The sequence below is a fragment of the Alicyclobacillus acidocaldarius subsp. acidocaldarius Tc-4-1 genome, from assembly GCF_000219875.1.
Taxonomy (GTDB): domain Bacteria; phylum Bacillota; class Bacilli; order Alicyclobacillales; family Alicyclobacillaceae; genus Alicyclobacillus; species Alicyclobacillus acidocaldarius_A.
On sequence record NC_017167.1, the window covers coordinates 882,941 to 901,309 of the forward strand.

At 63.5% G+C, this 18,369-nt stretch carries 20 protein-coding genes; 12 read left to right on the top strand and 8 right to left on the bottom strand.

Going from position 1 to position 18,369, the window contains the following annotated elements; all coding sequences use genetic code 11:
• Nucleotides 1-12: 12 nt before the first annotated feature.
• Nucleotides 13-1,077: a phosphodiester glycosidase family protein gene (locus tag TC41_RS03950; protein WP_041695006.1), complete on the bottom strand. Its 1,065-nt coding sequence runs from the start codon at nt 1,075-1,077 to the stop codon at nt 13-15.
• Nucleotides 1,078-1,163: 86 nt separating this feature from the next.
• Between TC41_RS03950 and TC41_RS03955 the strand changes: the two genes are divergently transcribed.
• Nucleotides 1,164-1,724 carry a hypothetical protein gene (locus TC41_RS03955; RefSeq protein WP_237700027.1) on the top strand — a complete coding sequence of 187 codons (561 nt, stop codon included), beginning with the start codon at nt 1,164-1,166 and terminating at the stop codon, nt 1,722-1,724.
• A gap of 33 nt (nt 1,725-1,757) precedes the next feature.
• Here TC41_RS03955 and TC41_RS03960 read toward each other — a convergent pair whose 3' ends face one another.
• The gene (locus TC41_RS03960; protein ID WP_014463719.1) at nt 1,758-3,569 is read right to left on the bottom strand and encodes a M3 family oligoendopeptidase; all 1,812 of its coding nucleotides are present in this window, start codon (nt 3,567-3,569) and stop codon (nt 1,758-1,760) included.
• Between the two features lie 148 nt (nt 3,570-3,717).
• Between TC41_RS03960 and TC41_RS03965 the strand changes: the two genes are divergently transcribed.
• The 3 genes from TC41_RS03965 (at nt 3,718) to msrA (ending at nt 5,305) form a co-directional block, all read left to right on the top strand.
• Nucleotides 3,718-4,314: a DNA-3-methyladenine glycosylase I gene (locus tag TC41_RS03965; RefSeq protein ID WP_014463720.1), complete on the top strand. Its 597-nt coding sequence runs from the start codon at nt 3,718-3,720 to the stop codon at nt 4,312-4,314.
• A 102-nt stretch (nt 4,315-4,416) separates the two neighbouring features.
• Nucleotides 4,417-4,737 (top strand): thioredoxin, encoded by a 321-nt coding sequence (trxA, locus tag TC41_RS03970; protein WP_041695007.1) that lies wholly within the window; start codon nt 4,417-4,419, stop codon nt 4,735-4,737.
• 16 nt (nt 4,738-4,753) lie between these two features.
• Nucleotides 4,754-5,305, top strand: coding sequence for a peptide-methionine (S)-S-oxide reductase MsrA (gene msrA / locus TC41_RS03975; protein WP_041695008.1), 552 nt, complete (start codon nt 4,754-4,756; stop codon nt 5,303-5,305).
• On the opposite strand, the gene TC41_RS03980 is transcribed toward msrA, so the two are convergent.
• Nucleotides 5,277-6,116, bottom strand: a complete 840-nt coding sequence (locus TC41_RS03980) for an ABC transporter ATP-binding protein (RefSeq protein WP_014463723.1) — start codon at nt 6,114-6,116, stop codon at nt 5,277-5,279. The two genes, msrA and TC41_RS03980, sit on opposite strands and share 29 nt — an antisense overlap.
• Before the next feature lie 93 nt (nt 6,117-6,209).
• Nucleotides 6,210-6,743 (bottom strand): YceI family protein, encoded by a 534-nt coding sequence (locus tag TC41_RS03985; RefSeq protein WP_014463724.1) that lies wholly within the window; start codon nt 6,741-6,743, stop codon nt 6,210-6,212.
• Nucleotides 6,744-6,900: 157 nt separating this feature from the next.
• Between TC41_RS03985 and TC41_RS03990 the strand changes: the two genes are divergently transcribed.
• From TC41_RS03990 to TC41_RS04005, 4 genes are all read left to right on the top strand, one after another.
• Nucleotides 6,901-7,260, top strand: a complete 360-nt coding sequence (locus TC41_RS03990) for a winged helix-turn-helix transcriptional regulator (RefSeq protein WP_041695009.1) — start codon at nt 6,901-6,903, stop codon at nt 7,258-7,260.
• Nucleotides 7,261-7,356: 96 nt separating this feature from the next.
• On the top strand, nt 7,357-8,475 hold the full coding sequence (nagA, locus tag TC41_RS03995) for an N-acetylglucosamine-6-phosphate deacetylase (protein ID WP_014463726.1): 1,119 nt from the start codon (nt 7,357-7,359) through the stop codon (nt 8,473-8,475).
• A 150-nt stretch (nt 8,476-8,625) separates the two neighbouring features.
• Nucleotides 8,626-9,786: a sulfate adenylyltransferase gene (gene sat, locus TC41_RS04000; protein WP_041695010.1), complete on the top strand. Its 1,161-nt coding sequence runs from the start codon at nt 8,626-8,628 to the stop codon at nt 9,784-9,786.
• Between the two features lie 54 nt (nt 9,787-9,840).
• Nucleotides 9,841-10,302, top strand: coding sequence for a MarR family winged helix-turn-helix transcriptional regulator (locus TC41_RS04005; RefSeq protein ID WP_041695011.1), 462 nt, complete (start codon nt 9,841-9,843; stop codon nt 10,300-10,302).
• Here the strand turns inward: TC41_RS04005 and TC41_RS04010 are convergent.
• A complete protein-coding gene (locus tag TC41_RS04010; protein ID WP_014463728.1) occupies nt 10,212-11,003 on the bottom strand; it encodes a DUF2071 domain-containing protein in 792 nt (263 codons plus the stop codon). The genes TC41_RS04005 and TC41_RS04010 overlap by 91 nt on opposite strands.
• Before the next feature lie 92 nt (nt 11,004-11,095).
• On the opposite strand from TC41_RS04010, the gene gluQRS reads away from it, so the two are divergent.
• Together gluQRS and TC41_RS04020 are read left to right on the top strand one after the other, a co-directional pair.
• Nucleotides 11,096-12,085 carry a tRNA glutamyl-Q(34) synthetase GluQRS gene (gluQRS, locus tag TC41_RS04015; RefSeq protein ID WP_014463729.1) on the top strand — a complete coding sequence of 330 codons (990 nt, stop codon included), beginning with the start codon at nt 11,096-11,098 and terminating at the stop codon, nt 12,083-12,085.
• Nucleotides 12,086-12,130: 45 nt separating this feature from the next.
• Nucleotides 12,131-13,585 (top strand): aldehyde dehydrogenase family protein, encoded by a 1,455-nt coding sequence (locus tag TC41_RS04020; protein ID WP_014463730.1) that lies wholly within the window; start codon nt 12,131-12,133, stop codon nt 13,583-13,585.
• A gap of 81 nt (nt 13,586-13,666) precedes the next feature.
• Here TC41_RS04020 and TC41_RS04025 read toward each other — a convergent pair whose 3' ends face one another.
• Nucleotides 13,667-14,644 (bottom strand): aldo/keto reductase, encoded by a 978-nt coding sequence (locus TC41_RS04025; protein WP_014463731.1) that lies wholly within the window; start codon nt 14,642-14,644, stop codon nt 13,667-13,669.
• Between the two features lie 65 nt (nt 14,645-14,709).
• The gene (trmB, locus tag TC41_RS04030; RefSeq protein ID WP_014463732.1) at nt 14,710-15,360 is read right to left on the bottom strand and encodes a tRNA (guanosine(46)-N7)-methyltransferase TrmB; all 651 of its coding nucleotides are present in this window, start codon (nt 15,358-15,360) and stop codon (nt 14,710-14,712) included.
• A gap of 112 nt (nt 15,361-15,472) precedes the next feature.
• On the opposite strand from trmB, the gene TC41_RS04035 reads away from it, so the two are divergent.
• Entirely contained in the window at nt 15,473-16,009 is a 537-nt protein-coding gene (locus tag TC41_RS04035) for a cysteine hydrolase family protein (RefSeq protein ID WP_014463733.1), read from the top strand.
• A 4-nt stretch (nt 16,010-16,013) separates the two neighbouring features.
• Here the strand turns inward: TC41_RS04035 and TC41_RS04040 are convergent, their stop codons facing one another.
• Complete coding sequence (locus tag TC41_RS04040; protein ID WP_041695012.1) at nt 16,014-17,255, bottom strand: WD40/YVTN/BNR-like repeat-containing protein; 1,242 nt, start codon at nt 17,253-17,255, stop codon at nt 16,014-16,016.
• Nucleotides 17,256-17,388: 133 nt separating this feature from the next.
• On the opposite strand from TC41_RS04040, the gene TC41_RS04045 reads away from it, so the two are divergent.
• Nucleotides 17,389-18,291 (top strand): SGNH/GDSL hydrolase family protein, encoded by a 903-nt coding sequence (locus TC41_RS04045; RefSeq protein ID WP_014463735.1) that lies wholly within the window; start codon nt 17,389-17,391, stop codon nt 18,289-18,291.
• Nucleotides 18,292-18,369 lie beyond the last annotated feature (78 nt).

The following is an 18,369-nucleotide window of genomic DNA, read 5'->3' on the forward strand; positions in this document are numbered from 1 at the left end:
CCTCCGTTTCGGTCACCGCTGAACGACTACGATGGCCGTGGCGAGCGGGCGCTTGGGCGGCGTGAGATAACGCCCCTCATACCACAGTCCCACCGAGGAGCCCCCGTCCAGGTTCATCGCATCCCACAGGCCGAGCGCCTTGGCGATGGACGCCTCCTGCCACACGTTGGCCTCGTGGATCGTCAAAAAGATAAGGTGGCCCGCGCGGTCTGTCCCGACGACGGAGCGAAGGGTCTCCGCGTTCAGGATGTCGGCTGCGTTGAGTCCTTCAACGGACGGTTCGACGTCCACCCGCCCGTTGTGCAGGAGCATCGGGCCGGCGCCGATGGCGTTCGGATACGCGGAAAACGGTACTGGCCTTTCGCTCGGCAGCGCCAGCACGGTATCCGTCAATGTGGCCGGATCGCCGACGTGGACGCGCATGGCGATAGGCGTCTTCGCCTCGCCGGCCCCGAGCTCAATATCGTAGCCGTTGGACGGGATGGGGGTGATGCCTGCGTGAATCGCCGTCACTCTGCCGCGGACGACTTGCGCCACGAGGGCGCTCGGATCGCGCGTTTCGGGGCCGAAGTACGGGGTCAGTACGTCAACCCGCATGGGATTCGTGCTCGTCCGATTCAGGTACCAGGGCCACATCGCCGAGATGGAGCTTGACGGATCGTCCACGTCGAGGGACAGCGCTTCTGCCGCGCGCAGCATCGTGGTCTGGCCGTTAGGGCCGAAGCCAAGCAGCGTGCCGCGGGCGTTGAACACAAACGCGCCGTTGAGCTCGAGGGCACCGGCGGGAAAATTGTCGCCGCCGGCGTCGAAAAACGTGCCGTTGATAGCTGCAATGGCGTGATTTTGCGCTGCGATCTCGGCGAGCGACGCGGTCGTGCCCAGCCGGTTGTTGGCGATGGCGGGCATCGCTTCGACGCCCGGCGCGCGGAGATTGATCACCAACTCCTGCACGGCCTGACCGTTCACCGTGAGTGTGTGCGCCGAGATGGCGTTTGGCAAAGGCGCGGCATGGACGCTCACGGCGGGAATCGCCGCCCTCGTTGCATACGGCAGAGCATCGACGTGCAGTGGAACCAAACGTCATTCTCCTTTCGTGTTCTGGCGGGACGTGCATGGATTTGGAACGTATGGCTCATCTTGACCGAAAAGGGGCGTGGTCAAAGATGAAGGTGAGAAGCCTCTGCGCGTGGGGATGCGCGTTCACGGCGTCGCTCGCGCTCAGCGCGGGATGTGGCGCGGCCAAGCAATCAGGGACGCCCGGCACGCCGCGTCAGGCCGACCGCTTGCCGCAGGCGAGCACGTCGAGCTCCGGGGTCCAGAACCATCACATCTTGGTGGAACCCCTGCCTCAGGGCGTGAGGACCACGGCCGACCTGTACCATTGGCTTCTCGATCAGCGACTGGCGCAAATGGACAATCCAGCCCAGGGCGAAATCTGCCTCGATCCGTCGTGTCAAGTCGCGGCTACCGTGTTTTCCGGGCCGGCAAAAGGAAACGGTGGGGCGCTTGTCGCGTTGGTGGCCTTTCAGCCCAGGCCGGGTTGGCATGTCGTTTTGGGCCCGCTGCCGCAGGCGGACGATCCGCCGCGACAAGCGGAATCCCTCAACGTGCACCTCCGCAACTATCCGCGGGCGCAAGGCGTGTGCGTCGTGAGCGCAGGCGAGATCGACTGGTATTGGATCGAGGCAGGGCACCTACAGATCATGCGCCAGCCGAAGCTCTAACGAGGTCTGCGGCTGGCTTGTTGCTTCTTGTGACTAGACCCGCTTGTCTGCGAGCTGGACGAACTCGTCGAGATCGCGCAGGGCGAAGTCGATGGCGTTCTGCCAGAAGTCGGGCTTCGTCAAATCGGCGCCGATGTGCTTTTGCGCCAGGTCCTCGACGCGCATCCGGCCCGTATCGCGGAGCAGTTCGACGTACCGGCGGGAGAAGGCCTTGCCCTCCGCGGCCGCGATGGCGTGAATGCCGGAGGCAAACAGAAATCCAAACGTGTATGGGAAGTTGTAAAATGGCGTCCCGGTGATGTAGAAGTGGAGCTTTGACGCCCAGAAGTGCGGATGGTATCGCCGAAGCGATCCTCGGTACGCCTCCTGTTGTGCCTCCACCATGAGCTGGTTCAGCCGTTCGGTGGGCACGTAACCGCGCTTGCGCTCCTCGTAAAATCTTATCTCGAACAGGAAGCGGGCGTAAATGTTCATCAACATCGCAGCAGCGCGCTGCAGCTTGTCGTTCAACAGTTCAAGCCGTTCGGCTTCGTCAGAAGCGGTTCGAATCGCAGCGTCGGAGACGATGGCCTCCGCGAACGTCGAGGCCGTTTCCGCGACGTTCATCGCATACTGCGTCGCGAGGTAGGGGAGATCGCGCATCACGTGGTGATGATACGCGTGACCAATCTCGTGTGCGAGTGTCGCGACGTTGCCAGGCGTCCCCGAGAAGGTGACGAAGATCCGCGATTCGCCATGCAAAGGGAAGCTCGTACAGAATCCGCCTGGGCGCTTGCCTGGACGGTCTTCGGCCTCGATCCACTTCCGCTCGAAACAAGCGTCGGCAAACGCAGCCATCTCCGGGCTGAACGCGGCGAACTGATCCACGATGAACCTCCGCGCCTCATCGTACGAGATGGCCTGATGGTGCGCGCCGACCTGAAGTGGCGCGTCCACGTCGACGAATGACAGTTTTTCCACCCCAAGCAGCCGGGCCTTCGCGGCAAAGTAGGGGACAAGGCGTTCCTGATTGCGCGTCACGGCGTCCCACATGGCCTCCAGTGTATCTCGGGACATTCGGTTCATCTCGAGCGGCTCTTCTAAGACCGAGTGCCAGCCGCGCGCCTCGTACACCTGCAGCCGAAAGCCGGCTAGGTGATTCAGCGCATCGGCGCAGAGGTCAGCTTCGCGGGCCCAGCACGATTCCCACACATCGAAGAGCTGGTCGCGATGGCGCTGGGCCGCTTGGGTCATCCGGTTCGAGAGCTGGCCCATCGAGACCGTCTCCCGGCACCCCTCCATCTCGATGTCTGCGGCCATACGCCCGACAATCGTGTCATACAGCTCTCCCCACGCAACGTACCCGTCGGCCGACAGTCGTGCAATGAGCCGCTCCTGTTCCGCGGGCAATCGCCGCTTGGACCGCTCGATCCGCTCCTCAATCGCAAACGCGAGAGGCTTCAGCTCTGAATCGTCCCAGACTGCTTGGATGCTGCTTTCCCCGGCCTGCCGAAGCCGCTCATCCAACAGCGCCAGCGCGCTCGTGAGCGTGGACCGAATCCGGTTGACGCGCGTCTGCAGCTTCTTCGCCTCCGCGTCGTGCACGTTCTGGGCCGTCAGGCAGGACACGAACGCGCCCGCTTGCCGAAGCTGTTTGCTCAGATCCTGCATGGTGAGGATCATGGGCTTGAGCCCCATGTCGGGACTTTGCATGGCGCCTGGTGTGTTCTGCAGCACCATCGAGAAGGATGTGACATTGGTCTCCAAGTCGTCGAGAAAGTTTCGAAACGCAGGCGAATGGCTTCCCCCTGCGTACAGGGACTCGAGATCCCACCGCTGTTGTTCGCTCACGCGATCGCCTCCCATGACGAATTATACCGCTTGCTCCACCACATGAGCTTGCTTCCAGAGGCTCTCCTTTTGCATGTGCGCGTTCACCTCACGGCATGGACGATCTCGCCTCAATGCGCCACAATGGGCGGAGAGGCCATGAACGGGGAGGGGAGAGTCGGCGATGCAGCGCTGCAAGTGGGCGGGATCGAGAGAACTGTACGTGCGGTATCACGACGAGGAATGGGGCGTGCCCCAGTTTGACGATCGCGTCCTTTTCGAATTCCTGACGCTCGAAGCCGCGCAGGCGGGGCTGCAGTGGTATTTGATTTTGTCGCGCAGGGAAGCGTATCGACAGGCATTCGCGGATTTTCAGCCGGAGGTGGTGGCACGCTACGGGGAGGAGGATGTGGCACGCCTGTTGGCGCCCAACTCAGGGATCATTCGCAACCGGGCGAAGGTGGAAGCGGCCATTCACAATGCGCGGGTTTTTCTGGAGGTTCAGGATGCGCACGGTTCGTTTGCGCGCTGGTTGTGGCGATTCGTGGACGGCAAACCCGAAGTCCACGCCTTCGCGCGTGAAGAGGATGTGCCCGCCACGACCCCGCTCGCTAAGCGCGTGAGCCGAGAAATGCGTTCGCTCGGCTTCCGATTCGTGGGGCCCGTCATGGTCTATGCGTATCTGCAGGCTGTCGGCGTCGTCCTGGACCACGTCGTCGCGTGTTTCCGGTACGAGCCGCTCCGCGCCCTGGCGGAGTCCTTGAGACATGACGTCTGGTGACGCGGCGAGGTTTCGGGGACTCCCGTCCACGGCAACGTTTGACCAGCGGCCCACAAAAATGGTACTATAAAAATGCAAGTAAGTACCTTGGGGGGTATTCCGATGGCGACAATGACGTTGACAGACGCCAATTTCCGACAGGCGATTCAAGGCGATAAACCCGTGCTGGTGGATTTCTGGGCGGCGTGGTGCGGTCCTTGCCGCATGATGGCGCCGGTGCTCGAGGAATTCGCTGAGGCGCACGCCGACAAGGTGACCGTTGCGAAGCTGAACGTCGACGAGAACCCGGAGACCACCAGCCAGTTCGGCATCATGAGTATTCCGACGCTCATCCTGTTCAAGGGCGGCCGCCCTGTGAAACAGCTCATCGGGTATCAGCCGAAGGAGCAGCTTGAGGCGCAGCTTGCGGACGTCCTGCAGTGAGGGAGCGGCGGATCCGATGACATCCGAGGCGCAGCAGGACGCCAGCCTTGAACGGGCCACTTTCGCCGGCGGATGTTTCTGGTGCATGGTCAAGCCTTTCGACACGTGGCCGGGGGTCGTGTCCGTGGTCTCCGGCTACACCGGCGGCCATGTGCCGAATCCGACTTACGAACAGGTGTGTTCCGGGACCACGGGCCACGTGGAAGCCGTCCAGATCACGTATGATCCCCGCCAGATTACGTATCAGCAACTGCTGGACATCTTCTGGCGCCAGATCGATCCGACCGATCCCGGCGGGCAGTTCTACGATCGCGGCCCGTCTTACAAGACGGCAATCTTCTATCATACCGAAGAGCAACGCCGCCTGGCTGAGGCGTCGAAGGCCGCGTTGGAAGCGTCGGGCCGATTTCAGAAGCCGATTGTCACGGAAATCCGCCCTGCGGGGCCGTTCTACCCGGCGGAGGAGTACCACCAGGATTTCTATCGAAAACAACCGCTCCACTACGAGCGATATCGGCGCGCGTCAGGCCGAGATGCGTTTATTGCCGCGCACTGGGAGCGGGAATGACCCGTTCCGCGGCCTCGGCGCCTGGGGAAAGCACTGTCAAAAAGGCGCGATGGCCTTGCCAGACCGTGTGCACGGGGACGTGAAAAATGCGGGACAGCACGTCGTCCGTGAGCACGGCCTTTTTGTCTCCGCAGGCTGCGACGCGCCCGGCGTCGAGCGCGAGCACGTGCGTAATGGCGGGAATCATCTCGTCGATGTGGTGGGTGACGTACAGAAGTGCCGGCGCATCCGGGGCCTTTGCCATCGCGTTCAACGAGGTCAATAGCTCTTCCCGCGCACGCACGTCGAGTGCAGTACACGGCTCGTCGAGGATGAGGAGCGAAGGTTTGGCCATGAGTGCGCGCGAGATGAGGACGCGCTGTTTTTCACCTTGGGAAAGCGAGTGAAACGAGCTGTTGGCGAGGTGCTCAATCCCAAACTGCCGGGCCAGCGCGCGCGCCCGTTCCCAATGAGCTTGCGTCGGCCTTTCCCACAGGCCGATGGAGGAAAAGGCTCCGCTTGCGATCACGTTAAGTGCGGTGTCTGTTCCGGCGTCCTGTTCCACGCGCTGCAGGAGGGCGTAGCTGACCCAGCCGATGTTCCGCCGGACTTCGCGGATGTCCACGCGGCCGTACGGGCGTCCAAGCACCGAGACCCGTCCTCGTGTGGGCCATTGATAGCCCGTGATGATTTGCAGGAGCGAGGTCTTGCCGGAGCCGTTTAAGCCGACCAGACCCCAGTGTTCCCCTTCGCGAATTTCAAATGACACATCGTCCAGAATGGTCCGTCCATTTCGAATCCACGTCACGTTCGAAACGGAGAGAATCGCCACGTTTTCCGCCCCCTTGCTGTCCCTTTATCGTAACACAAAACCGGCCGCAGACGTAGCTGCGACCGGTCCAGGGGCAATTCCCGCCTCAGGCCCTCACTGTGCCTTCGCGGCTTGGATCTCGAGCTCGATGTTCACCTCGTCGCTCACGAGCACGCCGCCGGTCTCAAGCACGGCATTCCAAGTGAGGCCAAAGTCCTTGCGGTTGATCTTGGCCTGCGCCGTAAAGCCAGCCACTTCTTGGCCCCAGGGGTTTTTGCCCATGCCTTCGTACGTCACGTGAAAGGTGACAGGCTTGGTGACGTCACGGATGGTGAGATCCCCCGTCATGTCGTACGTATTGGGGCCCGTCTTGACGATCTTAGTGGCCTTGAACGTCATGTGGGGATACTTCTCAACGTCGAAGAAGTCGGCGCCGCGGAGATGGTTGTCCCGGTTTTCGTCGCGCGTTTCAATGCTGGCGACGTCGACCGTGAAGTCGATCTCGGCCGTCGTCAGATCTTCTGGATCGGCGATGACGGTCGCCGAGAACTTCTTGAAATGACCGCGCACCGTCGTGAACATCATGTGCTTCACGCTGAAGCCGACCGTGCTGTGAGCCGGATCTACATTCCAAGCGACTTTTGCCATAGGTCAACCTCCCGACAGATCGATGTGCACTCATGGCTGAGTGCTTCTGCCTGCTCTTATTATTCATCAGTGATGAAAAAATGATAAGTAGGAACATCGAAGTGCTTTGGTATACTTGAAGTAACCTACCTATAGCGAAAGGCAGGCGTTCATTTCGATGTCGTCCGGCCATTCCGCAGAGTCGCCCTGTTCGGCTGTCTCCACGCTTCAAGTGCTAAGTGGGAAATGGAAGTGGCTCATTCTGTACCACCTGTTTCAACACCCTTCGCTGAGATTCTCCGAGCTCATGCGCCGCATTCCCGGCATCACGCAGCGCGTCCTCACCAAGCAGTTGCGCGAACTGGAAGAAGAGGGCATCGTCGAGCGGACCGTGTACCCCGAGGTGCCCCCGCGCGTGGAGTACGCTATCACGCCATACGGGCAATCCCTGCGACCCATCCTTGACCTCATGCATGCGTGGGGACTCGAGCACTTGCGCCGGAAGGCGGAGCGAGCCCACCAAGAGCCCAAGCTGTAAGCAAGACACCTCATGGTGGCCCTTGGCAGGCCCGCCTGGCGAGACGTGGAGAGCGGATTCCCGAGGGGAACCGGAAAACGATGGAGGTGGCGCGGAATGCGCGTGGTCATCCGAGGGCTCCTTGGGGACGAGTGGAAGGACGTGATCGCCGAGGATGGCTGGATCACAGACGTCGGCGAAGCGAAAATGGGCCAGCTCACCGGTGCTCGGCTCATCGACACGGGAGCGCACCTGTTCCCTGGTTTCGTCGACGTGCACGTGCACGGAGGGGGCGGTGCGGACGTCATGGACGCGTCCATGGATGCGTTTGAACAGATTGCGACGACGCACGCCCGGCACGGGACGACTGCGCTCGTGTTGACGACGGTTGCCGCTTCACGTGAGGCCACATCGGCGACGTTGTCGGCTTGGCGAAAGCCGGCGGAGTGGCGGGGTGCGGACGTGCTTGGCTTTCACCTGGAGGGCCCGTTCATCCATCCCGAGAGGCGCGGGGCTCATCCCGCCGAGCACGTGCGCACGCCATCGCCGGAAGAATTGAGAGCGTACGCGAGGGCGGGCCCGGTGCGCATCCTCACCATGGCGCCGGAGTTGCCAGGTGCGGATGAAACCCTTCTTACTGCCCGCGATCTCGGCATCCTCGTTTCGCTCGGCCACTCAGCGGCCACGTACGGCGAGGCGATGCGGGCGTTCGATTTGGGCGCGAAAAGCGCGACGCACCTGTTCAACGCGATGGAAGGTCTGCATCACCGGCGGCCAGGCCTGGCTGCCGCGGCGCTGGATCGCGCGGACGCGATGGTCGAACTCATCCTCGACGGTGTCCACGTTCATCCAGCGCTCGCGCGCCTCGCGATGCGCATCAAGGGGCGCCATGGCGTGATGCTCGTGACCGATGCTGTATCGGTGGTGGACATGCCGGAGGGGCGGTACGGGTTTGCCGGTAGCGAGGTGGTCTACGAGGATGGCGTTGTGCGTCGGCCGGACGGGACGCTTGCGGGCAGCGCGTTGACGATGGAGCGCGCGGTGCAGATGGGCCTCGCGCACCACGTATTTTTGCCCAGGGACGTGCCGTACGTGGCGGCCGCAAACGCCGCGCGCCTCTTGGGCGAGCGGCGTGGGCGGATCGAGCCGGGATATCGAGCGGACCTCGTGGCTCTCTCGGAGGCGGGCGCCGTCACCCACACCATCGTCGGCGGCCGGCTCGTGCACTCCGCGTAGACGCGCAAATGGGTGAACACTTTGTGAACCGCCCGTCGTCGGGACCGCCCTCGCCAAAACGGGGTCGCGATGATACAATGTACATCATGTCTATCGGTTTACTTTATTTATGGCGATCTGACGGGATCTCATGCGTGAGGAGGAGTTGGCTTGTCAGTGACGAAACGCGAACGTGACGCGGTGCAGGAGCATCTGGTGCCGACGGATCAGACGGAAGAAGCGCGGCGGTCTTGGTCCGCGCTCAAGGTCATTCAGCTGGACGAGATCGCCGTGTCCGATCTATACCAGCTGGGCATTGGCGCATTTTCCCCTCTGGACGGATTTGTTTCGCAGGAGGACTACCACTCGATTGTGGAGACCATGCGCCTCACGACGGGGCACATCTGGTCCATCCCCGTGACGTTGCCCGTCTCGGAGGACGTGGCACGCACGCTGCGGCTGGACGACACGGTGGCGCTCGTGCGGCCGGACGGCGTGATTTGTGGGCGCATGACCATTCTGCACATGTATCGCCCCAACTTGGATCACGAGGCGGAGCAGGTTTACCGGACGCGGGATCTGGAACACCCTGGCGTCCGGCGACTCTACGAGCGCGGGGGCGTGTATCTGGGAGGCCCCGTGGAAGTGCTGCCAGATGAGCGCGTGGACGAGTTCACGCCATACGCGTACACGCCCAGGCAGACGCGCGCCGCGTTTCAGGAGCGCGGGTGGCGCACCATTGTCGGGTTTCAGACTCGAAATCCGGTGCATCGCGCGCACGAATACATTCAGAAGGTGGCGCTCGAAGTGGTCGACGGGCTGTTCCTGAACCCGCTGGTCGGGCCCACCAAGGCGGACGACGTCCCGGCCGACGTGCGCCTTCGCGCGTATCAGGCCATCCTGGAGCACTACTATCCGCGGGATCGCGTGTTTTTCGGCGTGTACAAGGCCGCCATGCGCTACGCCGGTCCTCGGGAGGCCGTCATGCACGCATTGGTGAGGCGGAACTTCGGCTGCACGCACTTCATCGTCGGGCGCGATCACGCCGGCGTGGGCAACTACTACGGCACCTTCGACGCGCAGCGGATTTTTGATCAGTTCGACGTTGCGGAGCTCGGCATCACGCCGTTGTTCTTCGACAATGCGTTCTACTGCCGCAAATGTCAGGGCATGGCGACCGCTAAGACGTGTCCGCACGGCGACGAACATCACGTGACGTTGTCGGGCACCAAGGTGCGCCAGATGCTGCGAGAGGGCATTGCACCGCCGCCCGAGTTTAGCCGCCCGGAGGTCGTCCAAGTTCTGATGGAGTATTACGCGAAACAGGCTTAAACTAGACGGTAGGCCCGCGAAGGCCGAGTCAAGCGAGCTTGGAGGCTTGTCGTGATGACCGAACGACCGCTCCTGAGTCTGGACGAACACCTGTGCTTCGCCGTGTACGCCTGCGCCCGCGAAACGATGCGACTCTATCGCTCGTTCTTGGAGCCCCATGGGTTGACCTTTCCGCAATACATGGTGCTGGTCGCGCTGTACGAACTCGGCGCATGCACAGTGAAGGCGCTCGGGGAGCGGCTTTACCTGGATTCTGGCACGCTAACCCCACTTTTGAAGCGAATGCAGGAGAGCGGCCTCGTGGACCGGCGGCGAGACACCGATGACGAGCGCAAGATGTGCGTGTCGCTGACGGAAAAGGGTCGCGCGTTGCGCGAAGAGCTCGGCGTGGTCCCCGACTGTGTCAAGGATCAGATTGACGACCTTCAGGACGAGGAAATCGCGGATCTCCGGGCGCGCGTGCGCGCCCTGCTCGAGCGCATCCACCGCGCCAACGAACGGTTGCCCGGCGAGTAGGGAAGGCCGATAACGGGCCGTGGCAAGCCGATGCGCGCTGTGCGCGCTTCCGCTGAATAGGCCAGCGCCGGGTGGCCGTCACATCCGTACATTTGGAGGAGTGACGTTTCTCCGACGCGGGCCTCCGCCGGCTGGATCACCCACGGCCGGTGAACCACGCGGGTCTCGAGCACCATGCCGAGGGCGTGCGCATAAAGTGCGTACCGATTGAGAAGCCATGCCTCGATGGAGTCGGGCGCGGGCTCATACCAAGGCATGCGGCTGCCGGCCCGACGAAACCCGAGGGACAGTGCCGGCCCGCGGCCCGCTCGGCTCACCAGGCCCACGGTGAGGCCATTTTCCGCCTCCCTCACGACCATGTCCGCCGGCTCGAACGGCAGCGCGTAAGCGAGTTTTCCGAGCCGTGCAGGCCACGCCCGACTCGTCTCCAAGCGGAGGAACCACACGCCCGGCTCTCCTCCGCGCCGGACGTACGTGCGGAGGTTCAGTTGCCAAAACCTGCGCATGCCCCGGATGGGCGGCAGTCCCCGCAGTCGAAACGGATCCACAGAAAACAACACCGCGCTGACGTACGCATGCCCGTCGAACCGGTCGAGCTCCAGTCCCGGCGGAATGTGGCGCATCAGAACATCAGGATCGACGCGCCAGTGCGCCATCGCCAGGTGCCGCCACGTTTGTTCCACACACCATGCCTCTCGCATAGACCTTCCCCCTTCTTGGGTATCGTGTGCGCGGCTTCGCGGGACATCACCAGCAAGTTTTGCTAACATGAAGGCGAAGAGAGGTGTGCCGGTTGACACCCTCGTACAAGGGTCGATTTGCGCCGAGTCCCACCGGCTATTTGCACGTGGGCAACGCCTGGGTGGCCATCCTCGCCTGGCTCGACGCGAGGCAAAAGGGCGGTGCGTTCATCCTGCGCGTCGAAGATCTGGACGAGGCGAGGTCCCGCGACGTGTACCGGGGGGCGATGATGGAGGATCTGCGTTGGCTCGGCGTGGATTGGGACGAAGGCCCAGACGTGGGCGGGCCCGCTGCGCCGTACGAGCAACGCTTTCGGCGCGGATTGTACGAGCAGGCGCTTGCGCGCCTCCAAGAAGCACGCGAACTGTACCCGTGTTTCTGTGCGCGATCTCGGCTTTTGTCCATCGCCTCGGCGCCACAAGGGCAAGGGCTGTTCTCCGATGAGCCCCGTTACGATGGCCGCTGTCTTCGGCTTTCGGACGCCGAGCGGGCGGAACGAGCCGCGAGCAAGCCGCCGTCGTTTCGCCTTCACGTCTCAGACGAGGCGCTTGTCACGGTCGACGATCGCCTGCTCGGCCGGACCACCGCTCGGCCGGCCGAAGGCGGCGACTTCGTCGTCCGCCGGGCGGATGGGGTGATTGCGTATCACCTGGCCGTGGTCGTCGACGATCACGCCATGGGCGTCACCGACGTGATCCGCGGCGCCGATTTGTTTCCGTCGGCGTTTCGCCAGGTCTATCTCGCTGAGCGCCTGGGCTATGCTCCCCCGCGCTACGCGCACGTGCCACTCGTCGTGGACGAGGAAGGGCGGAGGCTCGCAAAGCGCCACGGGGACCTGTCGCTCCGCGCCCTTCGCCAGGCGGGCGTGCGGTCCGAGCATCTCGTCGGATTCCTTCTGTGGCTTGCTGGGCAACTGGACCGCCCGGAGCCTGTGCGTCTAGCCGAGGTCATGGACCGGTTCGATCTCGCCCGGTTGCCTCGCCATCCCGTCGTATGGCGGGCGGCGTACACGAGGTGGCTTCAGGCGCATGCCGATGCGTAGCCGAGGAAACGCTGTGCAGAGAATCTCCTGCAGGAGGATGAAACCGTGAGCAAAGCGAGTGAAGTGGGGAAGACCCATCTGTTCATCGACGGCGACTGGGAAGAGGCGGCGCGCCACGTCGAACTGCGGAGCCCGTACAGCGGAGAGCCCCTGGCGAAGATTGGGTACGCGTCGCCGGAACAGGCGGCGCGGGCCATCGAGGTGGCCGCGCGAGCGCAAAAGTCGTTTCGCAAGGTGCCGGCCTGGCAGCGGGCGCAGATCCTGCGCAAGGTGGCGGAGATCATCGCCGACCGGAAAGAAGAACTTGCCGAGACCATCGCGCGCGAGGCGGCCAAGCCCATCCGGGCCGCGCGCCAGGAGATTGATCGGACCATCGAGACATACCGCTTCTCGGCCGAGGCGGCCAAGTCCATCCGCGGCGAGACGGTGCCTATGGATGCAGCGCCGCGCGGCGAACACCACGTGGCGTTCACGCTTTGGGAGCCGCTTGGCGTCGTGACGGCCATCACGCCGTTCAACTTCCCGATGAACCTGGTGGCGCACAAGGTCGGCCCGGCCATCGCGGCGGGGAACGCGATTGTGCTGAAGCCGGCCGAGCAGACGCCGCTTTCGGCCCTGGTGCTCGGACACATTTTCCAGGACGCGGGCCTGCCGCCTGGTGTGCTGAACATCATCCCGGGAGACGGCAAGGAGTTGAGCGAGGTGCTGACGACGCACCCGGACGTCGCGTTTGTGACCTTCACGGGAAGCCCGGCGGTGGGCAAGATCATCCGCCAGCAGGCGGGCCTGCGGCGCGTGACGCTGGAGCTCGGTTCGAACTCGCCGCTCGTGGTGGATGACGGATTCACCGCGCGCGAGCTCGACAAGATGGCGGCCGAGATCGTCCAGGGTGGGTTTTCGTACAACGGACAGGTGTGCATCTCGATTCAGCGCGTGTACATCCACGACGCGGTGTACGACGAGTTGGTGGAGCGAATTGTGGCCGGCGCGAAGGCGCTCAAAGTGGGCGATCCGCTTGACGAGGCGACGGATGTCTCGGCGCTCATCAACGAGCAGGCGGGCGTGCGGCTCAAGGCGTGGCTGGACGAGGCCGTCGATCGCGGCGCCAAGGTGCTTGTCGGCGGGCGGATTGAGGGCAACCGCATGGAGCCGACGGTGGTGACGGGTGTCCCGTTCGATGCGAAGCTGTGCACGGAGGAGGCGTTTGGGCCCATCCTGCTCGTGGAGCGGGTGTCGAGCTTCGAGAAGGGGCTGGAACTCGCGAACCGGAGCAAGTTCGGGCTGAACGCGGGCGTTTTCACGAAGCGGATGGATCACGCCATGCTGGCCATCGAGACGGTGCAGGCGGGGGCCGTGCTCATCAACCAGGTGCCGACGTACCGCGTGGATCACATGCCGTACGGCGGCGTGAAGGAGAGCGGCGTCGGACGCGAGGGCGTGCTGTACGCGATGTACGACATGATGGAAAGGAAGCTCGCCGCCATTCGCACGAACTTCTGAGCATCTGAAGAGCCAAAAGACCGGGCCCGCGGCGAGGAGGTGAGTCTCTCCCGTGGGCCCGGTGCCTGGTTTCGGAACGGATTAGTAGGCGCCGCGGATAAAGGGAAGCACCTCGTCCTCGTAAAACCGGCGCAGTCGCGCGCGCTCATCCGGGGAGAAGGGCCTGACCTCGAGCGCGGCCAGATTGTCTTCCACCTGGTGCCGGTTTTTGAAGCCCGGGATGGCGCAGGTCACCTCGTCGTGATCCAGGATGAAGCGGAGCGCGGCTCGCGTCATGTTGCCGCGGCCTTCGCCGATCCAGCGCAGCTTCTCCGCCAACTCGACGCCCTTCGCAAACCCGAGGCCGGCGAACGTCTCCCCCACGTTGAACTGCTCACCGTGTTCGTTGAACGAGCGGTGGTCGTCGGGATCGAAGCGGTGGTCGGGCTTGAACTTGCCGGTCAACAGGCCGCTCGCGAGCGGCAGTCGGGCGAGGATGCCCACCCCCTGCGCCTTGGCTTTGGGAAGCAACTCCTCAGCCGGTTTCTGACGGAAGATGTTGAAGATGACCTGCAAGGCTCGGACGCCCGGGACCTGGAGGCACAAAAGCCCCTCTTCGACCGTCTCCACGCTGACGCCGTAATACCGAATTTTCCCTTCCGACTGCAGCTTGTCTAGCACCTCGAACACGGCGCCATCGCGGAGGATCTCGGTGGGCGGACAATGAATCTGGTACAGGTCGACAACCTCCCGCCGCAGTCTGCGGAGACTTCCCTCGAGGAAGCGGCGCACCGAGGACTCGCTGTAGGTTGCCGGATCGTGAATGTCGCCCGCTCGGCAGAACTTGGTGGCGATATAGATCTCATGTTCGCGTCCCCTCGTGGCCTTGGCTAGCAGTTCCTCACTTCGGCCGTTGCCGTACACGTCCGCGGTATCAAAGAAGTTGACGCCCGCGTCCATCGCGGCGGCCAGCCCGTCGAGGGCATCGCGTTCGTCCACGCGCCCCCAGTCTCCTCCAATGGCCCAGGTCCCAAAGCTGATTTCGCTCACTTGCAGTTCGCCCAATGGCCGGTACTTCATTCGCTCGCCTCCCCGACGAATGCGCTTTCGCTACAAAAGACGCCCATTGAAGTGGGCGCCCGGCGTCATCGAGCCGGGCGAGCCCGCAGGTAGTAGATGGGTTGTCCCAGCTGACGGAACCTCGTCTCGTATTCGGTCTGCACGTATTTGCCCGACAACGTCCCGCCCGGATCGCCTGGTGGAAACCCTCGCTCGACCTCCGCGATTTCCCAACCGCTCGCGCGGAAGGACTCAAGCGACCACTCGAAGAACTCGAGGTTGTCGGTTTTCTGTTCGAGCCAGGCTTCCGGCCGCATCCACTGCGCGTACCACGCGAGCTTGGCCGGCGCCGTCAGGCGCCGCTTGTGGTGGCGCTTTTTCGGCCAGGGATCCGAGAAATTCAGATACAGCCACGCGACCCTTGGTTCCGTCCACAGAGGGCCGAAGCGCTCGACGTCTCCGACGAGAAACGAGAGGTTGCCGAGACCGTAGAGCGCAGCGCCATAGGCTGCTTTCGCGGCGACAGCCAGAACTCTGTCCACGCCGACGAAGCGCGTTTCGGGATGCAGGCGGGCCATTTGACGGATGAATCCGCCGCGGCCGCAGCCAATTTCGAGCGCGATGGGCTCGGTCAGGGCCTGGTACCAAGCGGCGGGATCGCCCTGGTACGCGTCGAACAGATGATCACGACCGCCTTCCAACCATTTCTCGAGGCGGTGTCCCGTGCGAAAGCGCATCTTGTCTCCCTCACTTCTCGCTCGATGGTACAAAAGACCCGGCGGCCAATGCAAGCGACGTGACGGGCCGATGCAGCAACTGGTACAATGAGGACGAAAGGGGGCGATCCGCATGGGCGAAGCGCTGTTGATTGTGGACATGTCCAACGATTTTGTTCATGACGAGGGTACCCTGACGGTCGGCAAGCCCGGACAGGCTATCGTGCCCTATATCGTTTCTCTCGCGGACCGCATGCTCGCCTCGGGAGGCGTGGTGGCCGTTTGCATGGACGAGCACGACCCCGATGACCGCCACTTTCGCGACTGGCCTCCGCACAACGTGCGCGGTACGTGGGGGCAGCAGTTGTATGGGGATTTGGCCACGTGGTACGAGCGGCACAAGGAGCACCCTGACGTGTGGTATGTCCCCAAGCGGAGTTACAACGCCTTTTACGGCACTGGACTGGGAGGGCGTCTGCGCGAGCGCGGCGTGGATGCCGTCCACGTGTGCGGCGTTTGCACGGACATCTGCGATTTTCTCACTGTCGCGGGCGCGTACGACGAGGGGTTTCATGCCGTGGTGCACCGACAGGGATGCGCCACCTTTACGGATCTCGGCGACATCTTCCTGGAGCACATGCGCAGGCTGTTTCATGCCGAGATCGCCTGAAGGTTCAGCCGAGGGGCTGCCAGGTGTCGCCCGCGTCGGACGATTCGTACAGGGTTGGCGACAGCCGAGCGTCGAGCGCCACGAGGAAAAAGGCATTGGGAGAGGGCGACGACAAATCGACGGAAGCCGCATCCGCAACGCTCGCAGGCAGGCCTACGGCGGTCTGGGTGTACCAGGTCTGGCCGCTGTCGGGGCTCACCATCCACGTCTGCTGCCCGGATTTGTCTTCCAGCGCGGCGAGATCGCCGGCGGGCGAGGCGCACATGGCTTCCAGGTTGTCGACGCCGATCTCGGCCACATCCCAATTGGAGCCGTAAGACGAGTTCATCACCAGGAGCTGCGAAGCAGAGCCCACCTGGACCTCGATGGCGAGTTGGAGCGCTTCTCCAGGCCCGGCGAGCACGAGTTCCACGGACGGAGGCTGCGTGATGCCGCTCGGGAGACTGATGCTCGTGGGCTGCCAATGGAGGCCGCCGTCGTTGGTCTCTACGACGTCCACCTCCTTCTCCAGGTCATCCACCACGACCATCAAGCCCGTCTTGCCATTGGGCGCGAACGACATCGCGGTGCGGACCCCATTATGTGGCAGGTCACCCGTGGATGTGGCCACGAGTTGCCATGAGTTCCCGCCGTTCTCCGTTCGATACAAGTACTTGGCCGCAACTCCGCCGTAACCGGCGCTTTCAAAGAGCATCCAGCCCAGTCTCCCGGCCATCCACTGGCCGGCGGCAAACTGAATCGCTCCTGCTGGCAGCGCAAGCGTCGTCTCACGCCAGTGCCGTCCCGCATCCTTGGTGATCCAGACGCGAGCCGCCTGACGGCTCACGCTCACCAGCGACCACATGGTGGAGGAGTCGATCACGGCCGCCACGTCGTGCGCGCCTCCCGGCCCATAGGCGGAGACGTCGTCTGTCGGCAACGTCGGCAGGGGTACCGATTTCCACGTGTGTCCGCCGTCCGCTGTCTCGTACATGACAAAGCGGTTGGCGCGATAGCCCCACAGCAGCCCGGTGCGAGTGGTGATCATGCGCATGTGCACGTCAATGGCGCGCAGGCTCGAGGCCAAGGTGGCCACTTGCGCACTCGCACGTGACGCAAGGCGCACACCCGTCGCGACGGATGCCTGGCCCGATGGGGCGCGGACCCCGGCAGAGGTGTGCGGGTGGGAAGGCGAATCGGTTCCGCATCCCGACAGGATGACCACGACAGCTGCCATTCCCAAACGCACGAGCGTTGACGGACGCATAGAGACCCTCCTCCGGTGCGGGGCGTCGCGGCCGAGCATCTCGACCGATTGTGATCTATCATGAACAATAGGCGCTTTACAGCCGGAACACAAGCGAAACCATACATGCCAACTGTGGAGGGGAACAAACGCCATGCCGGCACTCGGGCCTTGGCTGACGGCGCTTGGCGCCATGGTCTTGACCTCGCCCCTCGTCGTGCAGCCAGACGTCAGCTCATCATCGAACGGCACCGCGGACATCCAGGTGGCTCGCGAGGCTCGCGCGGCGCTCGCTTCCCAGCGAAGCCATGTGCTCGTGGCGCTCGGAGACTCCATCACATTCGGCTACAATCTTGGAAACAACGAGAAGCCATCACCGCTCGCGTTTCCGTATCTGTTCGCGAAAAAGGAAGGGTGGCGCGCCATCGATCTCGGCGTGCCCGGTTGGACGTCTGGGGATCTGTTGCGGGCGCTGACGACGGACGCCGCGATGCGCTCCGACGTTGCCGCCGCGCAGGTCGTCACGGTCGACATTGGCAGTAATGATCTGTTGCTTCCCGCGCTCGCGATGCTGCCGAAGGGCGCGGACTGGGCGCGGGTCACGCCGACCTCGTCACAGGCGGCCAGGTTGTCGTCGGAACTCGCCCGGGGCGTTCAGGACGTGCGAAGCAACCTGGCATCCATCCTCGGCTTGTTGCATCGGTACAATCCGCGGGCGACCGTGATTGTCTACGATCTCTACAATCCCTTTCCGGCGTCGGACCCATGGCTGCACCAGACCGCGGAAGCCGCGATTGTAGCGGCGAACGCGGCCATCGTCGCCGATGCCGTCTCAGCTGGCGATCCCGTCGCGGACGCGTATGACACGCTGACGCAGCCTGCCGTGGACATTCTGCCGCACGACGTGCATCCGACCGCGCTCGGACAGCGCCTCCTGGCCGAAGCTGGGGAACAGGCGCTCGCCATGGCCCCCATGTTCCAAGCGGCGGCCACGCCGCAGGGGCAAAACGCCATCCTGCAGTGGCTCGGCGACCAGCTCGCGGCCGGTACCTGGTGAGGGCGTATAACCGTGCGCGGCCGCCGCGAGCACAAGTGAGAGCGAGTGGCCGCGCTGAGAGAAGAAACACTGGAGAGA